Source organism: Parathalassolituus penaei (assembly GCF_026626885.1).
GTDB classification, from domain to species: Bacteria; Pseudomonadota; Gammaproteobacteria; order Pseudomonadales; family Oceanobacteraceae; genus Oceanobacter; species Oceanobacter penaei.
On sequence record NZ_JAPNOA010000056.1, the window covers coordinates 197965 to 210461 of the forward strand.

Annotated in this window: 11 protein-coding genes; 8 read left to right on the top strand and 3 right to left on the bottom strand. The window is 53.6% G+C overall.

Annotated elements, in window-relative coordinates; genetic code table 11:
- The first annotated feature begins 281 nt into the window (after positions 1-281).
- The 3 genes from OUO13_RS15635 to OUO13_RS15645 all read left to right on the top strand — a co-directional run bounded on the left by OUO13_RS15635 (position 282) and on the right by OUO13_RS15645 (position 4434).
- Positions 282-2303, top strand: coding sequence for a transglycosylase SLT domain-containing protein (locus tag OUO13_RS15635; RefSeq protein ID WP_283174830.1), 2022 nt, complete (start codon positions 282-284; stop codon positions 2301-2303).
- A 392-nt stretch (positions 2304-2695) separates the two neighbouring features.
- Positions 2696-3196, top strand: a complete 501-nt coding sequence (locus OUO13_RS15640; protein ID WP_283174831.1) for a hypothetical protein — start codon at positions 2696-2698, stop codon at positions 3194-3196.
- A gap of 44 nt (positions 3197-3240) precedes the next feature.
- On the top strand, positions 3241-4434 hold the full coding sequence (locus OUO13_RS15645; RefSeq protein WP_283174832.1) for a reverse transcriptase domain-containing protein: 1194 nt from the start codon (positions 3241-3243) through the stop codon (positions 4432-4434).
- Positions 4435-4570: 136 nt separating this feature from the next.
- Here the strand turns inward: OUO13_RS15645 and OUO13_RS15650 are convergent, their stop codons facing one another.
- Complete coding sequence (locus tag OUO13_RS15650) at positions 4571-5350, bottom strand: Fic family protein (RefSeq protein WP_283174833.1); 780 nt, start codon at positions 5348-5350, stop codon at positions 4571-4573.
- A 162-nt stretch (positions 5351-5512) separates the two neighbouring features.
- Here OUO13_RS15650 and OUO13_RS15655 point away from each other — a divergent pair, with 162 nt between their 5' ends.
- Positions 5513-6307: a M90 family metallopeptidase gene (locus OUO13_RS15655; protein WP_283174834.1), complete on the top strand. Its 795-nt coding sequence runs from the start codon at positions 5513-5515 to the stop codon at positions 6305-6307.
- Between the two features lie 106 nt (positions 6308-6413).
- Positions 6414-6656 carry a DUF3297 family protein gene (locus tag OUO13_RS15660; RefSeq protein WP_283174835.1) on the top strand — a complete coding sequence of 81 codons (243 nt, stop codon included), beginning with the start codon at positions 6414-6416 and terminating at the stop codon, positions 6654-6656.
- 507 nt (positions 6657-7163) lie between these two features.
- On the opposite strand, the gene OUO13_RS15665 is transcribed toward OUO13_RS15660, so the two are convergent.
- The gene (locus OUO13_RS15665; RefSeq protein ID WP_283174836.1) at positions 7164-7742 is read right to left on the bottom strand and encodes a TetR/AcrR family transcriptional regulator; all 579 of its coding nucleotides are present in this window, start codon (positions 7740-7742) and stop codon (positions 7164-7166) included.
- A 95-nt stretch (positions 7743-7837) separates the two neighbouring features.
- Here OUO13_RS15665 and OUO13_RS15670 point away from each other — a divergent pair, with 95 nt between their 5' ends.
- On the top strand, positions 7838-8305 hold the full coding sequence (locus OUO13_RS15670; RefSeq protein WP_283174837.1) for a nuclear transport factor 2 family protein: 468 nt from the start codon (positions 7838-7840) through the stop codon (positions 8303-8305).
- 85 nt (positions 8306-8390) lie between these two features.
- Here OUO13_RS15670 and OUO13_RS15675 read toward each other — a convergent pair whose 3' ends face one another.
- Entirely contained in the window at positions 8391-10085 is a 1695-nt protein-coding gene (locus tag OUO13_RS15675; protein WP_283174838.1) for a subtype B tannase, read from the bottom strand.
- Positions 10086-10499: 414 nt separating this feature from the next.
- Here OUO13_RS15675 and OUO13_RS15680 point away from each other — a divergent pair, with 414 nt between their 5' ends.
- Together OUO13_RS15680 and OUO13_RS15685 are read left to right on the top strand one after the other, a co-directional pair.
- Positions 10500-11891: an AAA family ATPase gene (locus OUO13_RS15680; RefSeq protein WP_283174839.1), complete on the top strand. Its 1392-nt coding sequence runs from the start codon at positions 10500-10502 to the stop codon at positions 11889-11891.
- A 6-nt stretch (positions 11892-11897) separates the two neighbouring features.
- The gene (locus OUO13_RS15685; RefSeq protein WP_283174840.1) at positions 11898-12488 is read left to right on the top strand and encodes a retron system putative HNH endonuclease; all 591 of its coding nucleotides are present in this window, start codon (positions 11898-11900) and stop codon (positions 12486-12488) included.
- The last annotated feature ends 9 nt before the right edge of the window (positions 12489-12497 follow it).

Sequence of the window (12497 nt, forward strand, 5' to 3'; positions counted from 1 at the left end):
ATTCGGTTGTTGATGTATTACGCGCAGCGCCTGATCGCGCTGTGCGAATACATCCTGCGATGCTGATCGGTAATAGCTGAGAGGGAATGATGTAAGAGGGAATGATGTAAGAGGGAGCGAGATAAAAAGAGCGAGGTAAGCGGGTATTGGCTCGGTTTTCCGGCATCTAACCCACGTTTCACTGTGCCCTGTTCGGGATGTTGGAAAGAAACCTGTGAACTCCGCCCGCCAGCAATTGACCAAATCAGGACAAACACTGAAGATCAGGTCTTCCCCCGTTTATGTCAGTAAGCCTCAAGACTTCCATGAAAGCCGTTAACATTCTCGCCAGCTTGCTGATCACCCTTGGCTCATTAAGCCCGGTGGCAGAAGCCGCTGAAACCTCCGTGGTGATCACCCGACCTGCACCATCCAAAGACAGTCAGGCTTTTCTGGATGCAGAAAAAAAGCTGCAAACGGCTCAATACGCCGAGATTCCGGCCCTGATCGCCCCGCTGCAACAGTACGCCCTGTATCCGCATTTGCAGTATCAGGCGTTTCAGCGTTTTCCTGAGTATCTGACTCAACAGCAGATCAACCAGTTTCTGGATGCTTACCCGCTGTTTCCGAAGCGCACCTACCTGCAACAGATGTGGCTGAAACAGCTGTCCAAAAACAATCGCTGGGCCGAATGGCTGGTGGCGTACGAGCGTTTGCCGGTAAAAGCCGACGCCGTGCAATGTGACCTCGGCCGTGCCTATCTGGAAACCGGTAAACAGCAACAGGGCATGGCGCTGGCGCAAACCCTGTGGACGGTGGGTAAATCACAGGTATCGCAGTGCGACCCGTTGTTCGAAAAATGGGTGGCTGCCGGTAACCCGAGTGCCGAAGTCGCCACCCGCCGGTACTGGCTGGCGGTGCTCGCCGGAGAAACCCGACTGGCTGCCTATCTGCACCGCTTTATGACCGCCAACGTGCTGGCGGCGGCCACCGCGTATGAAAACCTGCAAGCCAACCCGGAGCAGGTGCCAACGGCCAACCTGGCACTGTTCCCGGAAGATGCCCGCCAGCAACTGATCAAAAAAGCCTTTGAAGGCATGGCACGCCAGAACCCGGCGACGGCTGCCGAACGCTGGCTGGGCTACCGTTCCAGCCTGCCTGCAACCTCGCCGTTAATTGCCCAGCTCGACGTGTATATCGGTCGTCGACTGGTTGCCGCCACCGCCGATAACGCCCCGGCGTTGCTGCAGAAGATCGACCCCGAATACCGTTACTCCGACATCACCGAAGCCCAGCTGGTGCAGGCACTGGCCGCCAATCCGGTGCAATGGACGCTGATACAAACCCTGATTGGTCGTCTGCCCGACACCTTGCAGACGTCGGACCGCTGGTTGTACTGGTACGCCCGTGCTGGCGACATGCTGACACCGGGCAATACTTCGCTGGATGAAATCTGGGCCAAGGTCGCGCAGTCGCGTTCCTTCTATGGCTTTATGGCTGCTTCCCGTCAGAACCTGCCATATAGCCTTAACGATCAGCCACCCAAGGAAGATCCGTTGATCCTCGCCTCGTTGCAGCAAAACGCCGCAATTCAGCGCGCCCGTGAATGGCTGGTGCTGAACCGTAAAGCCGAAGCGGCCCGCGAGTGGAACTCAGCCCGTGCCAGCTTTAATGCTGCCCAGCGCGAACAGCTGGCCGCGATATCGTTTGGGTGGGGTTGGTATCACCAGGCCATTATGGACGCGGTCAACCAGCAGCAGTGGAACTACCTCAATGTACGATTCCCGAAAGAGTATTCCGGCATTTTTGCCGCCGAAGCCGGGCGCAACAGCATTGATGCCACCTGGGCTACCGCCATTGCCCGCCAGGAAAGCGCATTCCGCGAGGAAGTGGTATCGAGCGCTGGCGCCCGCGGCCTGATGCAGTTAATGCCTGCCACCGCCAAAGCCACCGCCAGCAAACACGGATTGCCACTTGGCGGAATGGATCAGCTGTTTGTGCCACAAACCAACATCGCCCTTGGCACCGCCTACCTGTCGGAAATGTACAACCGTTTCAGCCAGAACCGCGCCTTTGCCAGCGCCGCCTACAACGCAGGCCCAAGCCGTGTAGACCAGTGGTTAAAAGCCCGAGGCCACCTGCCACTCGACGCCTGGATTGAAACCATCCCGTTCACCGAAACCCGCAACTACGTGCAAAACGTACTGTCGTTCCGCGTGATCTACGGCCAACGCGCTGGCCAACCGGTCGATATGCTGGCACCCAACGAACAGCTGCTGTTAACCGGCCCGGTAAGCCCACAAACTGCCGTAGTAGTGCCGTAACGCCAGACTCGCATAGGGAAGAGCGATGTATGGGGGAGAGTTAATTGAAACAGAATTTAACCTAAAACCATCTGGCCAACTCGGTGCTCGCTCTTGCTTATCGAGATTCTTCACCATCTCTAAAGCCCCAAAGGACGGGCCTGCACCGCGTTTGATCGGTGTTGGCGAGTTTGAAAAGGACTTGTCTATCGCTGTCTTGCTTACACGTTCTATAGCACTTGTACAGAGCGGTGCAGCGTTATTGAGATGTCCCTCGCTCTTGAAATAGAAAAAATTGCCTTTATATTCTTTTCTGTTGTTGTTTGTCGCACGCCCAATTTGCAGTTTCGCAGGTTGCGCGTAAGGCGATACATTGGCGTGCTACTGATTGCGAAGATTATCGCAACAGCAAGATGGCGATTGAGATTACGCAACGATCTACGATCGACGGCTATGCTCAAGGTGCCGTGATCGCCAATACCTGGTCTCTTGCCCTCAACAAAGCTAGAGAGGCCAGTAACGCTTTATTAGTGTGCCTAAGGCAGGCTGCGGGCTCGGCAATTCAACTTGTGCTGAAGTGTTTGAAGGTTATGGCGTTCTCGTGCGGCATTTTTGCTGCTAGTCAGTTGGATGTAACTCTTACTGGAGACATTAGAATGCAGTTGGAATATAACTTGAGAATCGAAGCGCAATCGATAATCATTCACACTCGTGAGGCTGGCAAACACCTTTGTTTGTCGCACGCCCAATTTGCAGTTTCGCAGGTTGCGCGTAAGGCGATACATTGGCAGCCTACTGATTGCGAAGATTATCGCAACAGCAAGATGGCGATTGAGATTACGCAACGATCTACGATCGACGGCTATGCTCAAGGTGCCGTGACTCGTTCATATGCTCGCTGGTTGAGGGCTTAATAGCTTCAGCGAGACACAGACATCCTGATTTCAGGCGTCCACACATGCCCAGAAATTCGCTTTATAGTTTCTCCTCTCCTGAGTTTTTGTCAAAAGCTTGGGGGCAAATGCTTTATGACTCCCAAAAGAGCAAGCGAGATAGTTTTGGTCTTGATGGAGTTTCAATAAATAAATTTAAAGAAGATGAAAAAAGAAATATATTGCGCTTATCACAATCACTTCGTGATAAATCATATCGGCCTTCTCTGTTAAATCCGCACTTTATTCCTAAGGCTAATGGCAAGGATAGGGTTATATGCGTTCCGTCGGTTGTGGATAGACTCGTTCAACGTGCTCTTTTGTCTTATCTTACAATTAATGGCTATGCTTTCATTAATGATGTTAGCTACGGCTTTGTTCGGGGGCGGAGTGTTTCGATGGCTGCGAAAAAGGCTGTTGAGCACAGGAGAGATCTTAATTGGGTTTATAAGGCCGATATAACTTCGTTTTTTGATCGTGTTGATAGATTTTTGTTAATGGAGAGTGTCAGGAAAAATATTCGATTAAAGGCATTGCATCCTATTATTGAAAGTATTGTTAATGTGGAAATATACTGTGGTGGCTCTGCTGTCTCTAAGCGTATAAAGAAATTGAATATTAATGAGGGGGTGGGGTTGCGCCAAGGAATGCCTATGTCTCCCTATCTTGCTAACTTGATGCTGCTTGACTTTGATAGATCTATTCAGAGTAAAAAAGTACCTATGGTTAGGTATGCAGATGATTTTGTTGCTTTCTCTGGAAGTGAGGAAGGTTGCCGCGATATACATGAATATTGTGTGGGGAAATTGTCAAAAATAGGTTTGGAAGTTCATCCCATCGGTGAGGAAAATAAGACGATAATTGCATCGCCCTTGGATACTGTTGAGTTTCTTGGACTTGGATTGGTTAGGAAAGCTGATGGATATGCTATTGAGGTAACTCAAAAACAGCTTGATGCTGTAAAGTGTAAGGTATATCAGTACTGCGATTTGGATTATTGTGCCAAGAATAATGTTAATATATCTGGGTTGATGGGTAAGCTTGATGGTGTTGTTTCTGGATATTTAGGTGTTTACCGTGAATGTAGTAACTTTGAACAATTGAAGAATGTCTTGGAGTCTGCAAGAAATGACGTAATGAATCGATTGTTTGTTAGCCAGTTTGGGATAAGGTACGAAAATCTCACTAATAAGCAAAAGCAATTCTTAATGCTCGTATAGCAGTTCGCTTTGGCCTCGTTTGTAATACGCCTTCGGCTATTAGTGCTCTACGAGCCAGTGCGGGGCTCAACTCTCGGTTTCTAGTATTCGATGGCAGGGGCGGGTTGCCGCCAAGCAGCCCACGCTCCCCAGTGAATCACTCCGCCATTATCCCGATCACTCTCGGGTCAAGGCAGGATCTTAGAAACTGGTTCATGGGTTGCTGATTGCCGGTGGGGTAGAACTCCAGCATCAGTTCGTTGAATTCCAGACGGCGGCTGGCGGGCAGGTTGATCACGGGGTAGCCTGCCTCCAGCAGAATGCCGTTCATCATAAAACGCCCCATACGCTTGTTAACGTCCCAGAAGAACTGGTTGCGTGCCATGCTGAGGAAAACGTGAATGGCGCGGTCGTAGATGTCGTTGATCTGCTCCATCTCGGCCACCATGTTGGCAAATTCGCTTGGCAGCTGACTGGCTGGAGGCGGGGTGTAGTCGGTTCCGGCAATCAGCACTCCGCCGCTTCGGAACTTGCCCCATTCCAGTGCTTCTTCATGTCCTGCGATGGCGTGCAGTTTAAATGCCGTGTCTGTATCAACCTTGAAGAGATTGTTTTTGACCATGGCAAAGAGTTCTTGCCAGGCCTTACCCTGATTGGCGGTGATGTTCTGATCCGACAGCTTGCGCCCGCCAATGGTAATACCGTCCAGAATGGTTTGGACTTCGGGCAGGGTGAAGTTGATGTTTTCGAGTTGAATGGCGTTGTAAACCAACGTTGATATTTCGTGCTTGGCCAGCATCAGCGCTTTGGCACGGTTGGGTTTCATCAACTGGAATTGAGTCGGGGTCATAGGTAGGCGTGGGCACAGGGTTATGGTGTGCGTAATTATCGTCTTCTCTGATGCGGATGCCAAATAGCGTTGCTGGTCTGTCAGCAACTATGGCTTCGCGAGTACATTCGCTCGCGCACGATTTTTCTCCCTCATGACTTCTCCGCCCGAATGGCTTCGTCTTCCGCTTTTTCCCTTCGGTCCGTTGTGCTCTGATAGGCGTTAGCCGGTTTGGCGGTTCTATCTGTGGTTTGTTGCGGGAGTCTTCAGGTGTTTGAGGCGATTGAGCATTGGCTGGAGCGGCGGCATATCCAGCAAATGGGGTTTATCCGTGCCGATTGGGATGCTGCCAATGCGGATTGGCCGTTGTTGGCTCGTTATTCCGAGACGGAGCGTGATGAGCTGTTCGAGCTGTCGTTGCGGTTTCTGGTGCATAAGGTGTTTGCGTCGGGGCGGGATTTTGAGCTGACGGGGCCGATTTGCCTGAAGGTGGCGACGATGGCGTGTGTGCCGATTCTGAATCTGGGGCTGAACTGGTACGACGGTTGGCAGACGCTGATTCTGTATGAGGGTGATTTCCGTCCGCAGCGGCCGTATCGCAGTGAAGATGGGGTTACGCATGCCGTTGGGCCGGGCCTGAGTGGTGAGGCCTGGAGTCGGGGGCCGGTGATTCTGTCGTGGGATGCGATTCTGCATTGTGGTCCGCACGCCCGTTCGGGCAAGGCGGGTAATGTGGTGATTCATGAGCTGGCGCACAAGCTCGATATGCTGAATGACGGGGCCAATGGTGCGCCGCCGATGCATGCGGGTATGAGCGCGCAGCATTGGCATGATGTGTTTGCGGCGGCCTGGCAGCAGTTGCAGGCGCTGGCGGCGCTTCATCACCCTATGCACCATGCGGTGTTGCCGATTGATGCGTATGGCCTGACCAATCCGGCGGAGTTTTTTGCGGTGTGCAGCGAAACCTTCTTTGAGGCGCCGCATACTCTGAAACAGGCGTTACCCGAGCTGTATGAACAAATGTGTCTGTTTTATCGGCAAGACCCGGCTGCTGCCGGAGTGTAGCTGGGTTGTGTTGGTGGTGTGTTGGTGGTGTGTTGGTTGAGCAATACGGCTGGCGCCATATACAATCCGTGCCAGCTTAAACTGACTACAAGGTCGTATCCCGATTATGTCTGATTCCAAACCAGAACTGCCTAACCACCTGTCCATTAACCCACGCAGCCCGCACTATGTTGAGGCGTGCTTCGAGTTTGACATCGGTATCCGTTTCAAGGGCAAGGAACGTACTGACGTTGAGGAATACAACATCAGCGAAGGTTGGGTAAAAGTGGCTTCGCCGACTGCCAAGGATCGTTTTGGTCGTCCGCTGCTGATGAAGCTGAAAGGCGAAGTGGAAGCGTTTTACAAGTAATTGCTGGATGTGTTTTCTGCCGGTTCCGTGTTTGTGGGGCGGCAGGGAGTAACAAAAAAAACCGCCTTTGGGCGGTTTTTTTATTTTTGGCGGTTTGTTTTTGCTGGGCGTTATGCGGCCGGGCGGTTTCGATGTAATACGCGCTTCGCGCTATTGGCATCCTACGGCTGTGGTGTTGTATGGCCGCAGGATGCGGTTGGCGGTTTCGATGTAATACGCGCTTCGCGCTATTCGCATCCTACGGTTTGGGTGTTGTGCAGCCGCAGGATGCGGCCGGGCGGTTCGATGTAATACGCGCTTCGCGCTATTAGCATCCTACGGCTGTGGTGTCGTGTGGCCGCAGGATGCGGTTGGCGGTTCTATGTAATACGCGCTTCGCGCTATTAGCATCCTACGGTTTGGGTGTTGTGTGGCTGCAGGATGCGGTTGGCGGCTTCGATGTGATACGCGCTTCGCGCTATTAGCATCCTGCGGTCGTGGTGTTCGGCCGTGGTGGTGTGTGGCGGGTCATTTTTCTTGTGCGGGTAATACCCGTTCCAGTATCTGTTGCAGTGCCGTCAGTGATGCGGTGGGTTGTTGGCCGTACTGGGCATGAATAATCGCGCCGTCGATGGCGATGGTGATGACGTTTTGCATTGGCTCCAGCATGGGACGTTGGTCGCGGCTGGCGCGTTGCAGAATGGCTTGCCACATGTCCTGTTTGTGGTTGCGGGTGATGTCCAGCACCGCGGGTAATGCTTCGGCCAGTTCTCCGACGCTGTTCAGAAAGGCGCAGCCACGAAAATCTGGCCGTTCAAACCATTCCTGCAGGGCCGGAACCAGGCTCTGAATCTGGTTGCCGTGGCGTGTCAGTGCGGCATCAAACCAGGTCATCCAGAGCTGATGACGATAATCGAGGTAGGCGAGGATCAGGTCATTCTTGCTGGGGAAGTGGCGATACAGGGTCACTTTGGTGACGCCGGATTCAGCAATGATCCGGTCGATGCCGGTTGCGCGGACGCCCTGACGGTAAAAGAGGTCGTGGGCAGTGACGAGGATTCGTTCGCGCGCCGGTATGCCGGTTGGGATGGGGCTGTTTGTGTTCATGTCGGTATTGTAGACAGCTCTGTCTACAAAGGGTAGTTTAAGCATGTAGACAGATCTGTCTACCTTGGGTTTTGCCATTTACACCGGAGTTCATCATGGATCAAAAGCCACCGTTGCCGCCGTTTACTCTCGAAAGTGCCATCCAGAAGGTTCGTATGGCGGAAGACGCCTGGAACAGCCGAGACCCGCAGCGGGTATCACTGGTGTATACCGAGGATACCCAGTGGCGTAACCGCGCCGAGTTTCCGCGTGGTCGTGAGGAAGTGAAGGCCTTTCTGGCTCGCAAATGGGCACGCGAGCTGGACTACCGGCTGATCAAGGAGTTGTGGGCCTATACCGACAACCGCATTGCGGTGCGTTTTGCCTATGAATGGCGTGATGATTCCGGCCAGTGGTTCCGCTCGTACGGCAATGAAAATTGGGAGTTTAACGCCGACGGTTATATGCAGCGCCGCTTTGCCAGCATCAACGATCTGCCGATTCAGGAGTCTGAGCGCAAGTTCTTCTGGGAAGCGGGGCGTCGCCCGGATGATCATCCGGGCCTGAGTGAGTTGGGCCTGTAATCCGGGTTGGACTAGCAGCTCGGGAACCGCCAGCGGCGATGATCAGCAAGGATCATCACCGCTTCGGGTGTAACCCGGCTAGCGTTTAGCGCTGGTAACCGGTGATCTGGCCGATCCAGTTCACCATGCCTTGCGGGTCGTCATCGGCGCAGTGGCCGCCGCCCCAGAACTCGGCGCTGTTGACGTTCTTGCCATGATTTTCCAGGCTCAGGGCCAGGTTGGTCATAACGATCGGCGCGTTGTTGTTGTCGTGGCTGCCGTTACGCAGCCACCAGTGCTGCGCCACATCGCTTTGTTTGCCATCGGTAAAATACATGGCGTTCATGTGGTTGATGCGCTGTTGCAGTTCCTCACCCAGCTGGGCGTTATCGCCAGCACTATGACGCAGACTGAACTCGGTAAAGTGATTGGCCTTGTCGGTGCCGGTGGCAAACAGCTGTGTTTCCGGCGCTTTCATCTCGAAGTCATCAAACGCTGGCAGGCCTTTCATGCGGGTCATGTCGTTGCGGTAATCTGCAAACGCCAGGGTCGCCTGTTGGCCATCCCAATGAATCCAGCCGTGCTGGGCCAGGTAGTCGTCACGCTGATCGGCAGGCAGAGCTTGCAGATAAGCCGTAGCCGACGGTTGCAGCCAGGTGCGGGTGAAATACTCGGCGTAGTTGGCGGCGGTAATGGCTTCGCCCGGTTTGCCATCTGCTCCGGCCAGACCACTCAGCGCCAGCTGTTGCTGGTAAGCCTCGTACTGATTACTAAGTTCGGCCGACAGGGGCTGATCGACCAGCTTGCCGTTCACCGGCATCTGGCCGAAGAACCATTCATAAGAACTGTCGGAGTGGTTGATATCGGTGATCGGGCTGTAACAGGCGCTGGCAAAGATATTGTCGGGCGCGTTGGCGGCACCGATTTCATCCAGATACGGCTGATACCAGGTGTTGTTGCCTGAGGCTCCGAGCAGGGCCGACATGGCACCACCGGCGCTGCAACCCGCTGACACTATCCATTCGCTGTTGCCCGGCATTGCAGCATCGTTATGACGCAGATAACGCACGGCCGCTTTGAGGTCGACGATACCCGCCGGGGCCATGCCGTATGGTTTGCCGTCACGCTGGTTGTTGATGCCACGGGCACCCGGTGTGACCACCACGTAACCGGCGGCCAGTGCCAGATTGGCCTTGTCGGAACCCATGCCCATACCCATCGCGAGGCCACGGGGTGGCTTGCCACCTTCGGCTCCCGGGCGTTGGCCTTGTGGTGGCATATCGCCCCGCGGGCCGTGATCTCCATTCGGACCATGATCACCTTGCGGGCCATGCTCGCCCGGTTTGCCATCCGGGCCTGCTGCCATACTGGCACCCGGTGGCTGCATACCGTGTGGGCCACGGCCCATACCGTCATCCGGGTTGCGGTTGTTCACCGAGCGATAACCGCCAATCTTGATGTTCAGAACGATAGGCGCAGCGCTGGCATCAATGGGTTTACCGTTAATGGCCACGGGGACTTGTACATCAAGGCTCTGGTAGTCGGCATCGACGGGTTTGGAGACGTATAGAAGATGGTTCCAGCGGTGGACGGTGATGGTCTGTTCACCCGCGTCGGTTTTGACGGTGAGGGTTTCTTCGACAAAGCCCTGCGGCGGAAACGCCAGCGGGTCCTGGTCGGCCATGGCAGAACTTTTCTCGGCCGCTTTTTCGGTTTCAGCCACTGGCTCCGGTTTGTCGGAACAACCCGCCAGCAATGACAGCGTTGTACCAGCAGCCAGCAATACAGGAATACGTTTCATACACACACCCACTTGATCAGTCAGACGATCGGTACACAGCGCGGCCGGTGATGGCCGCCGCTGCGTCCTTGTTTGTTTCATGACAGCGATACTGGACGTCTGATAGTTAAGACCGGGTTAATACTCCCGGCGAGCTTGCAAGGAATTGTCATGGGTTGGAAAAGCTGTGATGGGTTAATACAGTCGTGAAGTCTGAATATGGCCAACAGGGCACGATAATTTCAGCCAGCGTGTTACCTGATTGTAGATTTTCATTATTAGGATAGTGTCGAAGCCAAGGTGCCGCATTTGAGAAGAGCCGTCAGGAATGTGGCTGTTGTATTATGCTGATGCCAACTTTGATGGTGGTTGTCGATCAGCGGAGTTATGTTCCGTGGCGACACGATTGAGCAGGACTGTACTTGAGGATGGTTGATGAAACTGGAAAGACTGAACCTTGAAAATTTTCGATGTTTTCAACGGGCTGAGCTGGAGCTTGATCCTCAGCTGACTGTGCTTGTTGCCGAAAATGGTCAGGGTAAGTCGTCAGTTCTGGATGCGATACGCATTGGGCTTTGGTCGTTTGTCAGCTGCTTTGATATTGCCAGAAATGCCAAGGCCGACCCTGCCAATGGTATCTCGATCGCTGATGTTCGTATGGTCAGAATGGCTCATGGCAATATGGCCCGTCAGTTACCCGCGACCGTATCCCTGACCGGAGATTACGGCAATGGCGAGATCAGTTGTTGGCAGCGTTATCGGGATAAAGAATCGCGCTCCAGCCAGACGAAAGACCGAGGTGATGCCAGGGCACTCAAGCAGTGGGTCGCTGATTTGCAAGACAAAACACGGGATCCGGATTTGGAGAGCCAGGTTAACTTGCCGGTGTTTGGCTACTACGGGACCGGGCGTCTGTGGGCGCAGAAAAAACTCACTGAAATATCCAAAACCAAAAATGATGCATCGGATGACGATGTTGGTGTTCGTACCTTTGCTTATCTGAACTGCCTTGATCCGGCGTCCTCCTACAAGCATTTCAAGGAATGGTTCATCGGTGCCTTTGAGAGCCTTCGAGAAGAGCAAATAAAGGGTCTTGAAGGCCAGCCGAATGCTGAAGCGTTAACCTCGGCAAAGGACCGGGTAAAAGTGGTTCAGCAGGCCATCGACTGTTTTTTGCGGCCAAGTACCGGCTGGCATTCACTTGAGTACAGTGTCACGCATGACAGGTCGCTGGTTTTATCACACGGTGATCAGGGTGTATTGGAGGTTGAACAGCTCAGCGATGGCATTCGCAGCATGTTGGCGATGATCGGAGATATTGCCTATCGCTGCATCAAGCTAAATCCTCATCTGGGGGTTGAAGCTGCGCGTAAAACAGAGGGCGTGGTATTGATTGATGAAGTGGATATGCACCTCCATCCGCGTTGGCAACAGGTGGTGGTGGGGCAGCTTCGCGAAGCCTTCCCGGCAATTCAGTTTGTGGTTAGTACCCACAGTCCGCAGGTACTGACAACCGTTGCCAAACGCTATATCCGGGTTCTTGCGGTGAATGATGGTCAGATATCAATAGCTGAACCCGGGTTCAGCCCACTGGCTCATGAGTCGGGCGATGCGCTGGCTTATATCATGGCGACGCATACCGAGCCGGAGCTGGCTCTTAAGGGTGTGGTTCGGGAATACGAACTGCTGGTGCGAGCCGGTCAGGAGTCGTCTCCTAAGGCACAAACACTCTGGCAGCAGCTGGAGCAAGAGGGGTATCAGTTTCACGAGAGTGACCTGACGACGTGGCGGTTTCTGGCGGAGCGTAAGAAGAACAGGGAAGGTTGATTCGCTATGGTTGAGTTGCAGCATCGTGCTGGTGGGGTTTCCGCGTTAACCGGTTTTGTTGCCAGTCATCCGGATTTGACGGTGAAGGATTTTGATTCGTTGGCATTCGGGCCTATCAAGGATGCCGTGAAGGCTGCACTCAATCAGGATCAGGGAGGATTGTGTGTTTACTGTGAACGCTCACTGGAGCCTGACGCAGGACAGGTTGAGCATATCAAACCCAAAGCAGGGAATAATGCCCATCCACAGCTGTGCTTCGTTTACAGCAACTACGCTCATAGCTGCATTAATAACCAGACCTGTGGCCAGAAGAAAAAGAATGGTTTGCTGCCGATTGAACCGGGACCTGGCTGTAACCAATTCTGGACCTTGTCGACCGATGGTTTTATTGAGCCACTCATTACGCTGACGCGTAAACAGAAGCACCCTGTGGTTCAGACTCGCGATATGTTGGGGCTGAACAAGGATGCCTCTCTGGTGCGAGATCGGGAAAAGTGGCTGAAGCAGGCGAATCAGATCGCCAATAACTCACCAGCGGATCTGGCTGATTTTCTGAATCAAGCACCGTTTCGATATTTACTGGATACTGTTTTATAACCTTGTCGC